We start from the raw sequence: 18,668 nt of genomic DNA, 5'->3' as shown, positions 1-18,668 counted from the left end.
ACAAATAAAAATTTATAATTTGGAGAATTTAACATGGCTAAAGATGTAAAATTTGGTATTGATGCCCGTGCAAAAATGATTGATGGCGTCAACGTATTGGCAAATGCGGTTAAAGTGACATTAGGCCCTAAAGGTCGTAACGTGGTTATCGACAAATCTTTTGGCGCACCCACCATCACTAAAGATGGCGTATCAGTGGCTAAAGAAATCGAACTTGATGACAAATTTGAGAACATGGGTGCACAGCTGGTCCGTGAAGTTGCAAGTAAAACCAATGATGTTGCAGGTGACGGTACTACCACAGCGACTGTTTTAGCCCAAGCGATTTTGCAAGAAGGCATGAAATCAGTTGCCGCTGGCATGAACCCAATGGACTTAAAACGTGGTATCGATAAAGGTGTACGTGCTGTTGTTGCACAAATCCACGCGTTTTCAACCCCAGCCAATGACACTAAAGCCATCGCACAAGTTGGCTCTATCTCAGCTAACTCTGACCAAACTATCGGTGACTTAATCGCTCAAGCGATGGAAAAAGTGGGTAAAGAAGGCGTAATCACAGTTGAAGAAGGTTCAGGCTTTGAAGATACCCTTGAAGTCGTTGAAGGTATGCAATTTGATCGTGGCTACATCAGCCCATACTTTGCCAATAAAGCAGATACGTTGACCGCTGAACTAGAAAACCCATTAATCTTGTTAGTCGACAAAAAAATCAGCAATATCCGTGAGTTGATTCCACTGCTTGAAAACGTGATGAAATCTGGTAAAGCCTTACTGATCATTGCTGAAGATGTTGAAAACGAAGCCTTGGCAACTTTAGTTGTGAATAACATGCGCGGCGGTTTAAAAGTTTGTGCTGTCAAAGCCCCTGGTTTTGGTGACCGTCGTAAAGCGATGCTTCAAGATATCGCAATCTTAACGGGTGGTACAGTTGTATCAGAAGAACTGGGCATGAGCTTAGAAACGGCGGATTTATCAGTATTAGGTACTGCCAAAAAAGTGACGGTTGGTAAAGAAAACACTGTGATTGTCGATGGTGCCGGTCAAAAAACTGAAATCGATGATCGTGTTGCCTCTATCCGTCGCCAAGTGGAAGAATCAACCTCTGATTATGACAAAGAAAAGCTACAAGAGCGTATTGCTAAACTCGCAGGCGGTGTGGCAGTTATCAAAGTCGGTGCGGCGACTGAAACTGAAATGAAAGAGAAAAAAGACCGTGTGGATGATGCTTTGCATGCAACTCGTGCTGCCGTTGAAGAGGGTGTTGTAGCAGGTGGTGGTGTGGCATTGGTTCGTGCTATCTCTGCGCTTGATAATGTCAAAGGTGACAATGACGACCAAGCAGCGGGTATCAACATTCTACGCCGTGCGATGGAAGCACCACTTCGTCAAATCGTGACCAACGCAGGTGATGAAGCATCTGTGGTGGTAAACCAAGTCAAAGGCGGTCAAGGTAACTACGGTTACAACGCAGCGACTGGTGAATACGGCGATATGCTAGAAATGGGTATCTTAGACCCAGCCAAAGTCACTCGCTCAGCGCTTGAAAACGCAGCATCTGTGGCAGGCTTGATGCTTACGACAGAAGCAATGATTACTGACCTGCCAAAAGACGACGCTGGCGCTGCTGCCATGGGTGGTATGGGCGGCATGGGTGGTATGGGCGGCATGATGTAATCTAAAGATTATATCCTACTCAAGCCATTTAGCTAAAATTAAAACCCTATTAAACTTCAGTTTAATGGGGTTTTTTAATTAGGAGAAATTATTACAACCATGACGATGGAATTACTGGACAATCTGCTACCACAAGCCAAAATCATCGGTTTATTCTGTATATTCAATGAAACTGTGCTAAAAGATAGGGTCAGTGGATTTTATGGGCGAATATTTTGCGTTAAATGGCGGCGCAGTTAATCATTATCCCGTCTAAAAACATACTCAGTTGAGCTTGAAGCATTTTCAACAAACTGATAGCCTTCCAAGTTAAAGTCTTTTAACTGTTGCGCGGTTGTCAGCTGATTTTCAGCGGCAAAACGCACCATCAAGCCGCGTGCCTTTTTGGCATAGAAACTTACCACTTTATATTGACCATCTTTGCCGTCTTCAAAACGGGGCGTGATAATATCCGCGCTGATTTTTTTGGGATTAACCGCCTTGAAGTATTCGTTGGAAGCCAAGTTTACCAAAACTTTGTGTTTATTTTCTGCCATGCGTTGATTGATGAGATTGGCAAGCGTATCGCCCCAAAATTGATACAAATTATCGCCTCTAGGATTTTTTAGTTTTGTGCCCATTTCCAAGCGATAAGGTAGCATCAAATCAAGCGGCTTTAACAAGCCGTACAACCCAGACAATATTCCTAATCGCTCATTGACATAATGGACTTGTTGTTCAGTCATTTGCTTCGCTGCCAAACCTGTATAGACATCACCATCAAATAAATACAGCGCCGCTTTAGCAGGTATGTCAGCATGATCGGTACTAAATGGCTGGGTAGTATCCCATCGCCAATTTTGGTTGCGCACGGCATTTAATTGCCCAAGTTTAGCTGAGATACTCATCAACGCCGACAAATCGGTTGGCGCTAATGTTTTTAATTCACTCATCAATTCGCAAGCGTGCGCCATCAAAGCAGGCTGGGTGTAATGTTGACTAAAATCAAAAGGTAAATCATTTTTTTTATTCAGATTTTTGGCAGGCGAGAGCACAAAGTACATGGGGTATGTTCCGTTTACTTTATCGGTTAAGAATTAGAGCGGTTAAGATAATGATAATGGCAGCGCAGGGCGCAAAGATAACGCCCAAGCCACATAGACTAGGCGAGTTTGATTTTATCGGTTAACAAGAATTCCATCAGCGCTTTTTGGGCATGCAGACGATTTTCGGCTTCATCCCATACCACAGCGCGCGGATCCTCAAGCAAATCATAGGAGATTTCTTCGCCGCGGTGGGCAGGCAGACAATGCATAAACAAGACGTCTGGATCGGCTTTATCCAGTAATGAGCGGGTCACCATATACTGGGCAAATCGCCGCGCACGAGTATTTTGCTCGCTCTCTTGCCCCATACTTGCCCATACATCGGTGGCGACCAAATGCGAGCCCTTGACCGCTTCATTAACATCTTCGACCAGCTCAACACAGTGCGAATACTGCTTGATGAGGTCGGCATTGGGTTCAAACCCATAAGGCGCGGAAACCCGCAGTTGAAAGCCAAATTGATGCGCAGCATGGATAAAAGAAGCGCACATATTATTGCCATCCCCAATCCAAGTCACTGTTTTGCCTTCGATGCTACCACGGTGCTCTATAAAGGTTTGGATGTCGGCTAGTAGCTGACAAGGATGCTGCTCGTCAGTGAGTGCATTGATAACAGGCACTTGCGAATACTGGGCGAATTTTTCAACAATACTGTGTTCAAAGGTGCGAATCATGACAATATCGACCATGCGTGAGATGACACGTGCTGAATCTTCAATCGGTTCGCCACGACCTAGCTGGGTATCGCGAGGTGATAGAAATATGGCATGGCCGCCAAATTGTCCCATTCCTGTTTCAAACGAAATACGGGTACGGGTACTCGATTTTTCAAAAATCATCCCCAAGGTACGACCGACAAAAGGCTGATAAATAACCCCTTCATGCTGCATCAAACGCAGTTCACTGCCGCGTTTAATTACTTGCATTAATTCTTCTTTGCTAAAATCCAATAACGTCAAAAAATGGCGGGTACTCATTGCCTGTCCTACATCCCAATTTTGTCAATAAACATTACAGTAAACTATCAGTATAGCGGATTTATCCAAACTGTCTAGCAAATTGACGCATTTGTGTCACTTTAACATTCGTCACATAGTTAACAGTTACGACTGATAAATCCACGTTGGACGTCGGGTGACCACACTTAACAGCTCATAGCTAATGGTATCATTCCAGCTACCTACTTCATCAATGGTCGGTGCGTTCCCCCAAAGCTGGACAGGGCAGTCAAGGTTTACCTCAGTAGTATGGGTCAAATCAACCATCAACATATCCATCGCCACGCGACCGATGATAGGCGCCTGTTGACCTGCGACCACGACATACGCATCATCGCTAATCACCCTTGGATAACCATCAGCATAACCCACACTGATAATGCCGATGCGCGCTGGGGCTTGGGCAGTCCAGCGACTACCATAACCCACGCTATCGCCCGCTTTTAGCGTATGAATTGCCATGATGCTGGCGTTAAAATGCATGACGGGTTGCAGATTTAGCTGTTTGGCAGTGGCATGATTTATAGGCGTTGCCCCATACAAGATAATCCCTGGGCGTACCCAATCATAATGGCGGTCTGACCAGTTGACAATCCCAGCTGAATTACACAATGAGCCTTTAATTGCTGGGTTGACTTGGTCACGTAGCATTTGTAAGGTTGAATCAAATAATTCAAATTGTTGTTGGTTATTGGGATGATCGATGGCATCAGCGTTGGCAAAATGGGTGGTCAAAACAATCTCATAGCCTGAGCTAGTTAATTGCTGAGCAATTTCCTTGATTTCATCCGATGTAAAGCCAAGGCGGTTCATGCCAGTGTTTAGTTTTAGCCAGACGGTTGCGCCGGTTTTTGCAGGCTGCTGCAACGCCCAGTCTAATTGGCGTTGGTGGTGCAGCACACATTGGATTTGATGCGCTGTACAATATTGCCATTCTGCTAATGAAAACGCGCCTTCAATCACTACCATTAATTTTTGCCAGCCCGCCTGTTGTAGTTCTATCGCTTCTTGCAAACAAGCGACACCTAGGGCATCGGCTTGTGCTACGGCGGGTAAACAGTTGACGGCGCCATGCCCGTAGGCATTGGCTTTCACCATGGCTAATACCTTGGCGGTAGGGGCATAATCTTTGACGCGTTGTAAGTTATGGGTAAGCGCTGCTAAATCGATGGTGATGCTGGTTTGACGCACAATCTTGACCTTGTTGCAGTAAAATTTTTATTCATCAGGTTCGCTAAAGGAAGCGGTTTGGTAAAATTCAGGGGTTAAGTTACCAAAACGGGTAAATTGCCCTTCAAAGGATAGGCGCACCGTACCAATAGGTCCATTACGCTGTTTACCAATAATGATTTCAGCTGTGCCTTTAGCATCGCTGTTTTCATTATAAACCTCATCACGATAAATGAACATAATCAAATCGGCATCCTGCTCAATGGCACCCGACTCCCGTAAGTCCGACATAATCGGGCGTTTGTTGGGGCGATTCTCCAAACTCCGATTTAGCTGTGATAAAGCCACCACAGGGCAATTCATCTCACGGGCAAGCGCTTTTAAGCTTCGTGAAATCTCCGAAATCTCACCTACGCGGTTGTCACCTAAGCCTGGGACTTTCATCAGTTGTAAATAATCGACCATTACCATCCCAAGTTTGCCATCATTGTCTTTGGCAATACGGCGACAGCGCGAACGAACCTCAGATGGCGGTAGCGCCGTACTGTCATCGATATACAATTTTTTAGCATGCAGATGGGCGATGGCGTTAGAAAGTTTACCCCATTCGTCTTCGTTCATTTGACCTGAGCGCAAATGGGTTTGGTTGATGGCGCCCCAAGAGGACAATAGACGCATCACAATTGACTCGGCAGGCATTTCCATCGAAAACACCACCACCGGCAAATCGGTATTGTGTAAAATACTTTCTGCTAAATTCATCGCAAACGTGGTTTTACCCATCGAAGGACGTGCTGCCACGATAATGAGATCGCCTGCTTGCAGCCCTTGGGTTTTATTATTGAGTTCTTCAAACGGCGTCTTAAGCCCAATCATACCTTCAGGATGGTCTTTAAGTTCGCGGATATTATCGACGACATTGGTAATAACATCGCTTAGTTGGGTAGGACCCTTGTGTTTTGACTGGCGACTATGGGTTTCATTGATGGCAAAAATTTCGCTTTCAACGGTGTCTAAAATATCACTGACACTTTGATTTTTTGGGTCAAAGGCAAGCTCTAGCATATGGCTGCCGGCTTTGATGATTTGGCGTAAAGTCGAGAATTCTTTTACCCGCTGCGCATAAGCAGTCAGGTTAAACAGTGTCGCTGGGCTTTGCGATAGGATATCGCCTAGATAATCGCTGCCGCCCGCGGGCTCAAGCAGTTTTTGCATATCGAGCCAGTCCATTACCATGGTGGCATCATACGGCTCATTGGCATTGGCAAGATGAGAGATGGCATCAAAAATATATTGATGGCGCTGTGCATAAAAATCATATTTGGTAATAATATCCGAGATGCGATCAAACGACTCTTCAAGGCTCATCAGCGACGCCAGGACGGATTTTTCTAAGTCCATACTGTGCGGTTGGTGCTGCGTCAGCGAAGTATTTTTAAGATCGTTCTCTTTGGTTTTATCGTCTGCCATGATGACCTGTGATAAAGTTATTTTAAATGGTTTGAAAGGGCAAAATTTTGCTAAAAGTTATCGCTTGCAAATTGTGAGTCTAATACACGCATCGAAACAGAACAGTCAATATACCGAAAAAACCATCCAAATTCTAATGAGAAAAATATAAAAAAACGGCAATTTTTTTGAATGAAATCAGCTTGAATTTTAGGCTTTCTTGTTGAATTTTTACGCCGCAAACAATAAAAAAAAGAGACAGCAAAGCCATCTCTTTTTTAAAGTAAACTATCAATTAAGCAGCTGAATCTTCTGCCAAGATAGTGACTTGAATGTTGGTCATTACATCGTGATGTAATTGAATGTCAACATTGTATTCGCCAATTTGACGTAATGCACCTTCAGGCAATTTAACTTCTGAACGGTCAACAGGTAAACCAGATTTGGTTAAGGCATCGGCGATATCGCGAGTACCGATAGAGCCAAATAGTTTGCCTTCATCACCTGATTTTGCACGGATGATAACATTGACGTCCTGTAGCGCTTCAGCACGGGCATTAGCAGCCGCTAATTCATCAGCTTCTACTTTTTCAAGTTCTGCACGGCGTGCTTCAAATTTTTCGATGTTAGAAGCAGTGGCTGGTAATGCTTTACCTTGTGGTACAAGGAAGTTACGACCGTAACCTGCTTTTACATTAACAGTATCGCCTAGTTTACCTAGGTTAGCGATACGTTGTAATAAAATAACTTGCATATATCACTCCTCGGTTTATTTTTGGCTGTCAGTGTAAGGAACCAACGCAAGATAACGTGCTTGTTTGATTGCTACAGCCAATTGGCGTTGATATTTGTTTGAAGTACCAGTGATACGGCTTGGTACGATTTTGCCACTTTCAGTGACATACTGTTTTAGGATTTCGATATCTTTATAATCGATATGGGTAATGCCTTCAGCAGTAAAACGGCAAAATTTACGGCGGCGATAAAAACGTGCCATGATTAGTCTCCTTAATTATTCGTCGTTGTTGTCTTCAGCATCAACTTCTGACTCATCATCATTTGATTGATAGTCATCTTGAGCTGTATCGTTACGGCGTGAAGCTTTACGAGCACGTTTTTCTTCAGCACTTTTTGCTAATGGTGATTCTTCAGTAATCGCTTCGTCACGACGGATAACTAAGCTACGAATGATAGCATCGTTATAACGGAATAATTCTTCAAGCTCATCAAGGGTTTGTTGACCCGCTTCGATGTTTAATAGCACATAGTGCGCTTTGTGAACTTTGTTGATTGGGTAAGCTAATTGACGACGACCCCAATCTTCTAGGCGATGGATAGCACCACCTTGTTCTTTTACTAAGTTGATATAGCGCTCAACCATGCCAACCACTTGGTCGCTTTGGTCTGGGTGAACCAATAATACCAGTTCATAATGTCTCATAAAGACTCCTCACGGATTAAACAGCCGTTGACCCCGTGTCAACAGCAAGGAGATTGAATGCACCTAAGTTAGAATCATCTAACTATATTGGTATAAACAAGGTGCGCTATTATATAGTAGCGCACACTCAGTAGCAAGTTAATATTTACTTAACAAATTCGCCCACGCATTGCTGCAAGGTATTCGATACCGCACGCGCCACAATGACATTGCGCGCGGTCGGGTCAACCGCTGCTGTGGTCAAATCGACAATGGTGACGGACTGCGGGGCTTTTTCGCTGACGCAGCTACAGACATTGCTCGCTACCTCTGCTTGCTTGTCGGAAGTCATCAACACGCTGCCCAAGCGCCAGTATTGGTTATTTTGTAATTGAGTTTGGCATTGTTGATTCACCGCGGCTTTAAATATCGCCATGCCGACATTGTTGGCAGTGCCGATGGTGCTATTAGCATCCATCACACCGCTACCTGTGGTAGAGGCGCAGCCGCCCAAGGCAAGGGCTGAGCCAATTACTGCAGCGGCACTTCTTAGACTTAGGCGTTTAGTAGCTCTGCGTTTAGTAGATGGTTTAATAGCGGCGAAAAAAGAAAATTGTTGATGCATGTTAAATACTCCTGTCCTTTAATGTGTTAAACAATTGATAAACACCGCTAACATAGCAGATTACAGAAGATTTCTTTACCACAATTTTTTAACCAAGTCATGTTATTGGGTCATAGTTATTAAAAATAGTTACTAAAAAATATGCCATCAAACTTAAAAAACTGGGTGGAATTTTTTTTCATTAATGCTTATAAAGCCAATTAAATTCCTCGACCTCGGTAATATTAATCGGAAAAAAACGCCAGTTTTTTAGATTTCTCAATAGATTTCATTCAAATTAAACCTTACTAAAAATGTGGAATTGATAACCAATTGTTTTAGGTCGTGCATTTGTTTAATCTTTTTTTTCCTTGTTTTGAGTGTGGGATTGGATTATAACTATACGTAACAAATACATCTATTTACGCAATGATAAGGAGTTGTTATGAACTGGCAATTATTTAGCGTAATTTTTACAATCGCTTCTGGTGTGACTATCGGTGTTCTAATGACCATTGCGCTGGTAACTGGTTTTGACCAAATTCCACACATTATAGCCACAGCGATTGTTGGCTTAATCCTATCTATTCCAATTGCATGGATTGTCGCCAAAAAAATGCAAACACTGAATATTGCCAAAACCCCAGTAACCCCAGTTGCGCGATAACAAAGTACGCTCGATAAACAACTAAAATCACTAAAACCGCTTAACTAATAATAGTTAAGCGGTTTTTTTATGGTTAATAAGGTTAAAAGAGTATAGCACTCACGCTAAACTGTGGTGCTAAACGCTGTGGCTCAACAGCTACTGTAAATCTACCTTAGTGCCTGTATCAACATTGGCATACACTTCAAGCACATCCCAGTTGGTTAAGCGAACACAGCCATGCGAGGCCTGACGGCTAATACCTTCAGGAACGGGCGAGCCATGAATCCCGTATGAGGGTTTACTCAGTCCCATCCATACCACACCGACTGGACCGTTGGGTCCTGGTGGCAACATAAACACTTTTTTATCTTTGCCTTCACCGCTACTGGCGCGGTACCAAGGGTTTTTAACACGATTGACAATACTAAAGGTACCCGTAGGAGACGGTGTATCACTACTACCGACCGTGGTAGGATAAGTGGCAATTAATCTATCGCCATTATAAGCGTATAAGATATTGTCGGCTTTTTTGGCAACCAAACGGGTGATTTTCTCATTGAGCGGCGCGCCTGGGTTAAAGACGGTGATGGTTTCACCCACGGTGAATTTTTTATCGCTATTAAGCTTTTTAAGATAGCGAATATCCATGTGGAAACGTTCAGCCAACATTTCTTGGACGTCTTGATAGTATAGACCTTTCATTTTAGATTTGGCTTCACTACCACTCGGTGTTGGCTGATACGGACCTTTAATATCTTCTTGCGTCAAGGTATAACCGACCAACACAGGCTGATTGGCAGGGATTTTTTCATTTAACAGTTTCCAAACTTCCGCGCTCATACGACCATCTTGGGGTAGTCCATGCATGGCTTGGAAATTTTTGAGCGCTTTTTTGGCATTCATACCCCAGCCGCCATCAATCGGACCCGGTGAAGCATGATTCCAATCTAACAAGGCTTGAAGTTTTAAGGTCGTTGCTGAGTTAACATTTTGACCAGGTTTCCAGTCGGCGCTATTGACTAGCTGTGCGTAGTCAGACAAATTTAGGGTAGAAAAACTGGCAGGTGTCGTTGCTGTTTTATTGTTACCTACCGTCGTCGGGTCAAAAGTTGGCGCAGCCGTCGTAGTATTGTTGACTTCTTCAGAGCTCGCGCCTGCGACACCTGCACCCGAAGTATAGTCACTATCGATACCTGTTTGGGTGGCATCTTCTTTAATGCCTAATGCCGTGGTGGTGGCTGGGATTGCGGTTGCTGCTGCCGTTGGTTTTGCCGCCGTCACCGCAGTAGCCGAGGCGAGTTTCGGCGTGGTGGTAGATTGTGTGACGCTAGCTGCGGACTTGGCTGGTTGCGGTTTTTTAGCAGTAGTGGTTGCGGCTTTGCTTTGCGATTTTTTAGCCGTTTTACTATCGGTAGTGGTTTTTATAGCAGTCGCGGCTGCGGTAGAGGTGCTGGCCGCTTTGGTTGTGGCAGTTTTAGTCGTGGTCGTTGTTTTGGTCACAGCTTTGGTGGCGGGTGCCGTTTTGGCGGTAGTGGTGTCTGAGACCGTGTTGGTGGCTGCAAATGCTTGATTGGCAATCAGACAAGCTAGGGTAGATAGTACAAATTTTTTCATAGATTGACTCAATAATCGGCAATAACAAATAAAAATAAGGGACAATATAACGTACAAGAAAAGTATAAATTGGCAGCAATTATACTATAAAAACCAACTTTTCGGGCAATGGTTCATTTGTTGGCAGCACGGCTGTCTAAGTAGCGTTTGCCAAGGTGTTTAACAGCCTTGCGCCATGAAACCTCGCTGCCCACTTAATTTTTACGCTGTTAAATTGTTGTATAGATAAATTGTCCCATAGGCGAATTTACATGCTTTAAGTCTAACATTAACAAATCGCACGATAGACAATGGTAAAATTTTTTAACCAAGCGGTATTTTTATAGCAAGGTTAAGCTAAAAAAGTGTTTAAAATGTTTAGCCATGCGCGCAACAGTTATTTTTACCATGTTTATTGAACAGCTCAATGATGAAAAATTGGATTGTACAAATCTGCGACCTTTTAGCTTGTTAAATGACTTTAGCTCGTTAAATAATTTGTAAAAAAATCAAAGTATATTATAATTTTAATTCAAAATTTTTTAGGTTAACCACTATGTCATCATCGCCATTTGCATCAGCCAATGTTTCTCACACGCCATCTTTTGACCAAAATCAAGATTTACAAAACCTTGATGATTTGCAAATCGATTTGCAAACACTTGATATGGATGAAGAAAGCGAATCAGATGACATCTTTGACACCATGCAACAAGAGTTTGCTGAAGCACACCAAACCCTAAAAACGATTCGCGATTTTATCCGTTTTGGGGTCAGTAAATTACGCGAGCATGATGTGGTAGTCGCGCAAGGTACCACAGATGAGTTTGCTGAAGCTTCTGCCATTGTGCTACAAACCTTGTCGCTTGATTGGTCTGCCGATGAGCAAATTTTAGATTGTCGCCTGACCAATAGCGAAAAATCAGAAGTGTTGACATTGTTGCAGCGCCGTATCGTAGAACGTAAGCCTTTGAGCTATTTAATTAATTTATCTTATTTTTGCGATTTGCCATTTTATGTGGATGAGCGGGTATTGATTCCACGCTCGCCAATTGCTGAGCTGATTCGTCAGCAGTTTTATCCGTATTTTGAGCCCAATGATTTGGTTGAAAAAATCAGTGGCACTACTAATGACAAAAAATTTCATGACCATGGATTGTATGATAAGCAGTTAGCACAACCAGAGCGTATGCTCGATTTGTGTACAGGGTCAGGCTGTATTGCCATTGCCTTGGCAAGCCGTTTCCCTGATGCAATGGTCGATGCCAGTGATATCGACAAGAACGCGCTAGAAGTGGCAGCGGTCAATGTGGAACATCACCATATGAACCATCAAGTCAATTTGATTGAGTCAAACTTATTTGAAAAAGTGCCTGCAGAAAATCAATATGATTTGATTGTGACCAACCCGCCGTATGTTGATGCGGCGACGATGGCAGATTTACCACCCGAGTTCTTGCATGAGCCAGACCATGCATTGGCAGCGGGACAAGATGGCTTGGATTTGGTGCATCATATTTTATACAACGCCCCAGATTATCTGACTCGTGACGGCTTGCTGGTGTGCGAGGTGGGGGATAGTGAATGGGCACTGCGCCAAGCCTATCCTGAAATTCAGTTTGATTGGTTAACCTTTGCACATGGCGGGCATGGGATTTTTGCCATGGATTATGATGAATTGATGGAAAATCGGGCATATTTTGAGCAGTATGTGAGTGTATCTCAATAGGCAGTCGTTTAGGGTTGCTATCTTTAACTGGTTGATTAGGCTTGAGGATTTAACGAGTTAGATAATGGCTAAAAAAACAATATATGAACAGTGTGTAACAAATCCATGATTTTATTTGCAAGCATTCATGAAATAGTAAGCGGAGCATAAATGGCAGGCAATACCATCGGGCAAGTTTTTACCGTCACCACCTGTGGCGAATCACATGGCGCAGGACTTATGGCAATCGTTGACGGCGTGCCACCAGGGTTGCCTTTAACCGAAGCAGATCTGCAAATTGACTTGGATCGTCGTAAGCCCGGTACCTCAAAATTTGCGACCCAGCGCCGTGAAGACGATGCAGTTGAAATTATCTCTGGCGTGTTTGAGGGTAAAACGACAGGTACCTCGATTGGCTTACTCATTCGCAATACCAACCAAAAATCCAAAGATTATAGCGATATTAAAGACACCTTTCGTCCCAACCATGCCGATTATACTTATAGCATGAAATATGGGTTTCGCGATTATCGTGGCGGTGGTCGCTCATCAGCGCGCGAAACGGCAATGCGAGTGGCAGCGGGCGCGATTGCCAAGAAATATTTGAAACAACGGCTGGGGGTAGAAGTCCGCGGTTATGTGACCCAGATTGGTGATGTGGTTGCCAAACAGATACCTGAAGATACGATTGATTGGGACTTTGTCAACAGCAACCCATTTTTTTGTGCAGATATAGACGCCTTGCCAAAGTTTGAGCAGCTGATTACCCAATGCCGTGAGCAAGGAACAAGCTGTGGCGCAAAGCTTACCATATTGGCATCGGGTGTACCCGTGGGATTGGGTGAGCCTGTGTTTGACAGGCTTGATGCGGATATCGCGCATGCGATGATGAGCATCAATGCAGTCAAAGGCGTTGAAATTGGCGATGGCATGGCAGTGGCGGGACAGTTTGGGCATGAGTCTCGCGACGAGTTAACCTTGCACGGCTTTAATGCCAACCATGCCGGGGGAATTTTAGGGGGGATTTCATCGGGTCAGACGATTGTAGTAAGTATTGCGCTAAAACCTACTGCCAGTATCACCACGCCGGGTCAAAGCATTGATGTTCACGGCAATGCAGTAGAGATGCTAACCAAAGGGCGCCATGACCCTTGTGTCGGTGTGCGTGCTACGCCGATAGCAGAAGCCATGCTTGCCATTGTGCTGTTAGACCATTATCTGCGTCATCGTGGGCAAAATGCAGATGTCACTATGCCGCTCACCCCGATTGTATAATTTTTTAATAGGGGTATTTGGTTGCCATAAGATTGCCACACGGCGTTGCCCCATTCAACTTGAGTTAACATTGGTATGACTGTACCTGACCTTACCCTTGATGAGCAGCAGTACGATGCCTGGCAAAGCGAAATACTGGCGCAGATGGGTGTTACGCGTTGGGTGCGCCAAGATTGCCCTGTCAAAACGTTTGCTAATCTAGAAGATTTTGAGGTTGTTTCTTCCTATCAAGCGGTTGAGACCCTTGCTGCCATGCCACAGCAGTTACAACCCGCTCAAACTGGGTCAACTAGCGAACTTGCGCCTATTGCTACAACGCCAGACATCAATCATCCTGTTATTGCGGATGATGCCGTTGAGAGCACCGTAGAATTATCCCCAGCGAATCTGGCAAATTTTCAACCCCATGATTTACCTTTACCGAATTATTCATCTTTACTGCATGATTCACCTTTAAAAAGTGACCCTGCGCCAAATAGTGATAGGTACAGTGATGCCGGGCAGAGTGATGAACTGTTCAATAATGAACAGCTCAATGATGAATTGCTCACTGCCAGTTTTGATGTGCAGGCGATAGTGGTGGGTGAGTGGACACTGGTGGTTGACAGTCGTTTTTTGCAGACGGACAGCCGCCAACACCAGTTATGGCAACAAATCATCGATGGGTTAAAAGCGTCACCACATTTTTTTAACTTTCCTTTGCTCACCGATAGCCAACATTTACCCAAAGCCACGGTGCAATTAATGAGCAGCTACCCGATGGCGGTCGCAGGGTTTTCAGGATTTTTATATCGTATTAATCAAGGCAATCCCAAGGTGGGGGCATTGACGCCATTGCCTGACTGTCTAGATGAACAACCCATACAGCGTCTGCCGTATCTGCTGGATATGCTCGATGATTATCGCCTAAAACGCCAACTTTGGCAGTTGCTAGCCCGTTAAACCCAATGAGCTGCCGATTGATGACTTATCTTTATGATTCATCGACTAGCCATATTGTGGTAAAGTATTTTTTTATTTCATTTCACACGATAACATTTCACACGATAAAAAGGAACGTGCTATGAGTGTCAGCTTTGATCAACGTGTTGCTAACTTTTGTGCAGGCCCAGCATCTATGCCGACTGCAGTGCTGCAAAAAGCGCAAGCCGAATTGTTAAATTGGCAGGGCTCAGGCATGTCGGTGATGGAGATGAGCCACCGTAGCAGTGAATTTGTGGGCATTGCCTCAAAAGCCGAGCAGGATTTGCGCAAGCTGATGAACATTCCTGACAATTATAAAGTGCTATTTTTGCAAGGTGGCGCAAGCTTGCAGTTTTCAGCCATTCCATTGAATTTACTCAAAGGGGAGGCTGATTATTTAGACACCGGCATTTGGTCTAAAAAAGCCATCAGCGAAGCCAAACGCTATGAGCAAGCGGGGCTAGGCAAAATCAATGTCGTCGCTTCTGCCAAAGACAGCAACTATACTATTGTCCCTCCACGTGATAGCTGGCAACTTAATGACAACGCCGATTATTTCCATTATTGCCCCAACGAGACCATTAATGGCTTGGCGATGTTTGATGTGCCAGCGGTCAATGTACCCATCGTGGCGGATATGTCATCTTGCATCCTATCTAGCCCAATAGATGTATCAAAATTTGGACTGATTTATGCAGGTGCGCAAAAAAATATCGGTCCTGCGGGTTTGACGCTTGTGATTGTCCGTGATGATTTGATCGGTCATGCCAACTTGGTTTGCCCAAGTATCTTGGACTATAAAAACCAAGCCGATAATGATTCGATGGTCAATACCCCAGCAACTTTTTCTTGGTATTTGGCAGGTTTGGTGTTTGAGTGGTTACTTGAGCAAGGGGGTGTCGAGGCAATCTATCAACAAAATTTGTTAAAAGCGCAAAAGCTGTATGAATTTATCGACCAAAGCGATTTTTATCAAAACCCTGTCAACAAAGACAACCGCTCAATCATGAATGTACCCTTCACCTTGGCAGATAGTCAACTTGATAAAACCTTCTTAGCTAAAGCCGACGAAGCAGGATTTTTGAATCTTAAAGGGCACCGTACAGTGGGTGGCATGCGCGCCAGTATTTATAACGCGATTGATTTGGCGACCATTGAAAAGTTAATCAAATTTATGCAGCAGTTTGAACAAACTAGCGTATAAAAAGATTTGACAATCATGCTACATTAAGACTTAACAGCTAAAATGCTTGTTAAGTCTTTTTTATAGTTAGCGGGTGTGGGGCATATGAGGGATAACAGCTAGCAATACCAAGGTTTTTTGAAAAATAGTTGAAGGGGTCAGGGGGATGCAAGTGAAAAAAGACAGGATGATAAGACCAGCCCACTGGATGAGGGCAGTCACTCGCCAGACAGTCGGCAAAAAATACTGGGTGCTGGGCTTGTTAGTGGTAGCCTCTGCTGCCAATACTGCTATCATCACTGGCACGTCTATCGCTCACAACAGCACCGCGCAATTTGCCCATGTCTCTCATTTACCTTATGCCAATCCCAACGCCCCCAAAGGCGGTGTGTTAAGCCTATCTGCCATCGGCACTTTTGACAGTATTAATAAATGGATTGATGTCGGTACGCCTGTGACCGGCACCGATTATTTGTTTGAAAGTTTGATGACAGGCTCGCTCTCTGAAGCGTTTGTGCAGTACCCACTACTGGCGGATAAAGTCACTTATGACCCAGATGACCCAAGCTGGGTTATCTATCACATCAACCCCAAAGCCTATTTTTGGGATGGCACGCCTGTGACGGCGCAAGATGTCAAAGCCAGTATGGATGCGCTGCTCACAAAAGGCGTGATGAGTATGCGTAGTTACCTATCCGATGTCAAAGAAACCCAAGTGATCGATCGACAAACCGTCAAATTTATTTTTAAATCTAAAGACAACCAAGAAATCAAACTGACCGTCGCGCAAATGCCGATTTGGTCAAAAAAATCGATTGATGGCTATTTTGATAAAGTCGGACTGACGCCACTGATGGGCAGTGGCGCGTATAAAGTCGGCACAATCGATGCAGGACGCGCCATTACCTATGTGCGTGACCCCAACTATTGGGGCGCCAAACCTGAAGCGGGCGTGGTAGTGAATGTCGGTCGGTATAATTTTGACCAAATTAAGTATGTGTATTATCAAAACCCCGAAGTGGCATTTGAAGGCTTTAAATCCGGCGAATATTTTTTCCGTGCCGAAAACAAAGCGCGGACATGGGCAACGGGTTATAACTTTCCTGCCGTCAAAGCAGGCATGATCATCAAAGCGCAAATCGCCAATAACAATCCCGTACCAATGCAAGCGATTGTGATGAATTTGCGCCGACCGATTTTTCAAGACATTCGGGTGCGCCAAGCGATGACACTGGCGTATGATTTTGAATGGCTCAATAAAACCATGTTTTATGGGCAGTATGAACGCTTGCAAAGTTTTTTTCATGGGTCAGCGCTTGCCGCAACTGGCACGCCAACGCCCCAAGAGCTGGCGGTTATCAATCCGCTATTACCTGACCTTGAGCCCATTCAAAGACAGGCTGTTTTAAGCGATTGGCAAGCCCCCAAATCAACTGGCGATGGATTTAATCGCGACAATTTATTAAAAGCGCGTGAATTGCTGCTACAAGCAGGTTTTAAATACCAAAATATGAAGCTGTATCAGCCCAATGGTCAGCCCGCCAAACTGGAATTTTTATCCGCCGATGACAAGAATGCGCGCATTGTGTTGCCTTTTTTACGTAACCTGCAGCGGCTCGGGTTTGAAACAAGCTTTCGCCAAGCCGATGTGCCCCAGTACCTAGAGCGCACTCGCAAATACGACTACGACATGATTATCGATAGGTTTGAACAAGGTTTGTCACCTGGCGCCGAGCAAACCTATATGTGGGGCTCACAAGCCGCAGACGAAAAAGGCAACCAAAACTCAGCGGGTATCAAAAACAAAGCCATTGATGCGGTGATTGCCAAGCTCATAGTGTCGAAGAATCGTGACGATATTGTGCTATACAGCAAAGTATTAGACCGTCTGCTACGGGCGGGCTATTATGTCGTGCCAACTTATGGCAAGCATACTGACAATGTGGCGTATTGGAAATTTTATGAGCATGGGCCGCTGCCAAGCAATGCCATCGGCATCGATTATTGGTGGGCGAACAAAGATAAACAAGCACAAGTCATGCAGTATTTAGGAAAATAATTAGGAATAAAAAATGCTAAAAATCCACCCAATCCCGGCCTTCACTGACAACTACATTTGGGCGATGATCAATGATGAAATACAAGAAGTGATTATTGTCGATGCTGGCGATGCTGAGCCTGTTATAGAATTTGTCAACCGTGAAAATCTAACCATCACCCAAATATGGGTGACCCATCATCACAGCGACCACATCGGCGGCGTAACAGCATTGGCAAATGCGTTTCCAAACGCACAGATTTTTGCACACGTCAATATTCACCCATTAATCAATGCCAACAATCTAATCGCTGTCGCTGAAGGGCGCGAATTAACCGCTTGGGGCAGTCCTGTGCAGGTGTGGCAGGTGGCAGGGCATACCGAAAATCACTTAGCGTACTTAGTGACGCTTGATAACTGTCTGCATATTTTTTGTGGGGATACGCTATTTCGCGCAGGTTGTGGCCGCGTTTTCACCGGCACGATTGAGACGTTGTTTGAAAGCTTTGACCGTTTTGCGCAGTTACATGACGATGAAACGCTATTTTATCCTGCCCATGAATATACGCTATCCAATCTAAAATTTGCCCAGTTTATCGAGCCCAATAACCCAGCCATTGCACAGGCAATAGCGCATGACAGTGAGTTACGCCAGCAAAATACGCCAACCTTGCCAACCACGCTTGCCGATGAAAAAGCCATCAATCCGTTTATGCGTGCAGTGATTGCACCCAGTGATGAGATGATAAAAACCGTACAAACGCAGACAGGCATTGAGGATGACAGTCCGTTTGAGATATTTAAAGCCTTACGCCAACTAAAAAATAACTTTTAATGGCAACAATTAAAGGTAACAATT

The 18,668-nt window shown here is 44.4% G+C and carries 17 protein-coding genes; 8 read left to right on the top strand and 9 right to left on the bottom strand.

Annotation, left to right across the window (positions count from 1 at the left end; genetic code table 11):
• The first annotated feature begins 33 nt into the window (after nucleotides 1–33).
• A complete protein-coding gene (groL, locus tag H9W84_RS07445) occupies nucleotides 34–1,674 on the top strand; it encodes a chaperonin GroEL (protein WP_239742787.1) in 1,641 nt (546 codons plus the stop codon).
• A 236-nt stretch (nucleotides 1,675–1,910) separates the two neighbouring features.
• Here groL and yaaA read toward each other — a convergent pair whose 3' ends face one another.
• The 8 genes from yaaA to H9W84_RS07405 all read right to left on the bottom strand — a co-directional run bounded on the left by yaaA (nucleotide 1,911) and on the right by H9W84_RS07405 (nucleotide 8,421).
• Complete coding sequence (gene yaaA, locus H9W84_RS07440; RefSeq protein ID WP_096489139.1) at nucleotides 1,911–2,717, bottom strand: peroxide stress protein YaaA; 807 nt, start codon at nucleotides 2,715–2,717, stop codon at nucleotides 1,911–1,913.
• Nucleotides 2,718–2,815: 98 nt separating this feature from the next.
• Complete coding sequence (gene argF / locus H9W84_RS07435; protein WP_096489138.1) at nucleotides 2,816–3,736, bottom strand: ornithine carbamoyltransferase; 921 nt, start codon at nucleotides 3,734–3,736, stop codon at nucleotides 2,816–2,818.
• Nucleotides 3,737–3,862: 126 nt separating this feature from the next.
• Complete coding sequence (alr, locus tag H9W84_RS07430; RefSeq protein WP_239742785.1) at nucleotides 3,863–4,948, bottom strand: alanine racemase; 1,086 nt, start codon at nucleotides 4,946–4,948, stop codon at nucleotides 3,863–3,865.
• 27 nt (nucleotides 4,949–4,975) lie between these two features.
• Nucleotides 4,976–6,397, bottom strand: a complete 1,422-nt coding sequence (gene dnaB / locus H9W84_RS07425) for a replicative DNA helicase (protein ID WP_239742781.1) — start codon at nucleotides 6,395–6,397, stop codon at nucleotides 4,976–4,978.
• A gap of 274 nt (nucleotides 6,398–6,671) precedes the next feature.
• Nucleotides 6,672–7,130, bottom strand: a complete 459-nt coding sequence (gene rplI, locus H9W84_RS07420; RefSeq protein WP_065252950.1) for a 50S ribosomal protein L9 — start codon at nucleotides 7,128–7,130, stop codon at nucleotides 6,672–6,674.
• Between the two features lie 15 nt (nucleotides 7,131–7,145).
• On the bottom strand, nucleotides 7,146–7,373 hold the full coding sequence (gene rpsR, locus H9W84_RS07415) for a 30S ribosomal protein S18 (protein WP_036594162.1): 228 nt from the start codon (nucleotides 7,371–7,373) through the stop codon (nucleotides 7,146–7,148).
• Between the two features lie 15 nt (nucleotides 7,374–7,388).
• Nucleotides 7,389–7,817 (bottom strand): 30S ribosomal protein S6, encoded by a 429-nt coding sequence (gene rpsF / locus H9W84_RS07410; RefSeq protein ID WP_007114929.1) that lies wholly within the window; start codon nucleotides 7,815–7,817, stop codon nucleotides 7,389–7,391.
• Between the two features lie 145 nt (nucleotides 7,818–7,962).
• On the bottom strand, nucleotides 7,963–8,421 hold the full coding sequence (locus tag H9W84_RS07405; protein ID WP_007114930.1) for a hypothetical protein: 459 nt from the start codon (nucleotides 8,419–8,421) through the stop codon (nucleotides 7,963–7,965).
• A 424-nt stretch (nucleotides 8,422–8,845) separates the two neighbouring features.
• Between H9W84_RS07405 and H9W84_RS07400 the strand changes: the two genes are divergently transcribed.
• On the top strand, nucleotides 8,846–9,067 hold the full coding sequence (locus H9W84_RS07400; protein WP_138017971.1) for a hypothetical protein: 222 nt from the start codon (nucleotides 8,846–8,848) through the stop codon (nucleotides 9,065–9,067).
• 138 nt (nucleotides 9,068–9,205) lie between these two features.
• Here the strand turns inward: H9W84_RS07400 and H9W84_RS07395 are convergent, their stop codons facing one another.
• A complete protein-coding gene (locus tag H9W84_RS07395) occupies nucleotides 9,206–10,663 on the bottom strand; it encodes a L,D-transpeptidase family protein (RefSeq protein ID WP_239742779.1) in 1,458 nt (485 codons plus the stop codon).
• Between the two features lie 685 nt (nucleotides 10,664–11,348).
• On the opposite strand from H9W84_RS07395, the gene prmB reads away from it, so the two are divergent.
• The 6 genes from prmB (at nucleotide 11,349) to gloB (ending at nucleotide 18,644) form a co-directional block, all read left to right on the top strand.
• Nucleotides 11,349–12,371, top strand: coding sequence for a 50S ribosomal protein L3 N(5)-glutamine methyltransferase (gene prmB, locus H9W84_RS07390; RefSeq protein ID WP_409455453.1), 1,023 nt, complete (start codon nucleotides 11,349–11,351; stop codon nucleotides 12,369–12,371).
• 150 nt (nucleotides 12,372–12,521) lie between these two features.
• Nucleotides 12,522–13,625: a chorismate synthase gene (aroC, locus tag H9W84_RS07385; protein ID WP_239742777.1), complete on the top strand. Its 1,104-nt coding sequence runs from the start codon at nucleotides 12,522–12,524 to the stop codon at nucleotides 13,623–13,625.
• 75 nt (nucleotides 13,626–13,700) lie between these two features.
• The gene (locus tag H9W84_RS07380; RefSeq protein ID WP_239742775.1) at nucleotides 13,701–14,567 is read left to right on the top strand and encodes a hypothetical protein; all 867 of its coding nucleotides are present in this window, start codon (nucleotides 13,701–13,703) and stop codon (nucleotides 14,565–14,567) included.
• 121 nt (nucleotides 14,568–14,688) lie between these two features.
• Nucleotides 14,689–15,792 (top strand): 3-phosphoserine/phosphohydroxythreonine transaminase, encoded by a 1,104-nt coding sequence (gene serC, locus H9W84_RS07375; RefSeq protein WP_239742773.1) that lies wholly within the window; start codon nucleotides 14,689–14,691, stop codon nucleotides 15,790–15,792.
• 187 nt (nucleotides 15,793–15,979) lie between these two features.
• Nucleotides 15,980–17,830, top strand: a complete 1,851-nt coding sequence (locus H9W84_RS07370; RefSeq protein ID WP_239743717.1) for an extracellular solute-binding protein — start codon at nucleotides 15,980–15,982, stop codon at nucleotides 17,828–17,830.
• 13 nt (nucleotides 17,831–17,843) lie between these two features.
• A complete protein-coding gene (gene gloB / locus H9W84_RS07365; RefSeq protein ID WP_239742770.1) occupies nucleotides 17,844–18,644 on the top strand; it encodes a hydroxyacylglutathione hydrolase in 801 nt (266 codons plus the stop codon).
• Nucleotides 18,645–18,668: the final 24 nt, after the last annotated feature.

Origin of the sequence: Moraxella tetraodonis, from assembly GCF_022359095.1 — a bacterium.
GTDB lineage: Bacteria > Pseudomonadota > Gammaproteobacteria > Pseudomonadales > Moraxellaceae > Faucicola > Faucicola tetraodonis.
Note: the sequence above shows the minus strand (reverse complement) of the source record. Positions and strands in the feature narration are given on the sequence as shown.

What these genes read in the sequence shown, in the direction of transcription:
- H9W84_RS07380 (WP_239742775.1), top strand. Translation starts at nt 13,701, where the DNA reads ATGACTGTACCTGACCTTACCCTTGATGAGCAGCAGTACGATGCCTGG.
- rplI (WP_065252950.1), bottom strand. Translation starts at nt 7,130, where the DNA reads ATGCAAGTTATTTTATTACAACGTATCGCTAACCTAGGTAAACTAGGC.
- argF (WP_096489138.1), bottom strand. Translation starts at nt 3,736, where the DNA reads ATGAGTACCCGCCATTTTTTGACGTTATTGGATTTTAGCAAAGAAGAA.
- rpsR (WP_036594162.1), bottom strand. Translation starts at nt 7,373, where the DNA reads ATGGCACGTTTTTATCGCCGCCGTAAATTTTGCCGTTTTACTGCTGAA.
- groL (WP_239742787.1), top strand. Translation starts at nt 34, where the DNA reads ATGGCTAAAGATGTAAAATTTGGTATTGATGCCCGTGCAAAAATGATT.
- H9W84_RS07400 (WP_138017971.1), top strand. Translation starts at nt 8,846, where the DNA reads ATGAACTGGCAATTATTTAGCGTAATTTTTACAATCGCTTCTGGTGTG.
- rpsF (WP_007114929.1), bottom strand. Translation starts at nt 7,817, where the DNA reads ATGAGACATTATGAACTGGTATTATTGGTTCACCCAGACCAAAGCGAC.
- serC (WP_239742773.1), top strand. Translation starts at nt 14,689, where the DNA reads ATGAGTGTCAGCTTTGATCAACGTGTTGCTAACTTTTGTGCAGGCCCA.
- H9W84_RS07370 (WP_239743717.1), top strand. Translation starts at nt 15,980, where the DNA reads ATGAGGGCAGTCACTCGCCAGACAGTCGGCAAAAAATACTGGGTGCTG.
- H9W84_RS07395 (WP_239742779.1), bottom strand. Translation starts at nt 10,663, where the DNA reads ATGAAAAAATTTGTACTATCTACCCTAGCTTGTCTGATTGCCAATCAA.
- dnaB (WP_239742781.1), bottom strand. Translation starts at nt 6,397, where the DNA reads ATGGCAGACGATAAAACCAAAGAGAACGATCTTAAAAATACTTCGCTG.
- yaaA (WP_096489139.1), bottom strand. Translation starts at nt 2,717, where the DNA reads ATGTACTTTGTGCTCTCGCCTGCCAAAAATCTGAATAAAAAAAATGAT.
- aroC (WP_239742777.1), top strand. Translation starts at nt 12,522, where the DNA reads ATGGCAGGCAATACCATCGGGCAAGTTTTTACCGTCACCACCTGTGGC.
- prmB (WP_409455453.1), top strand. Translation starts at nt 11,349, where the DNA reads ATGCAACAAGAGTTTGCTGAAGCACACCAAACCCTAAAAACGATTCGC.
- H9W84_RS07405 (WP_007114930.1), bottom strand. Translation starts at nt 8,421, where the DNA reads ATGCATCAACAATTTTCTTTTTTCGCCGCTATTAAACCATCTACTAAA.
- gloB (WP_239742770.1), top strand. Translation starts at nt 17,844, where the DNA reads ATGCTAAAAATCCACCCAATCCCGGCCTTCACTGACAACTACATTTGG.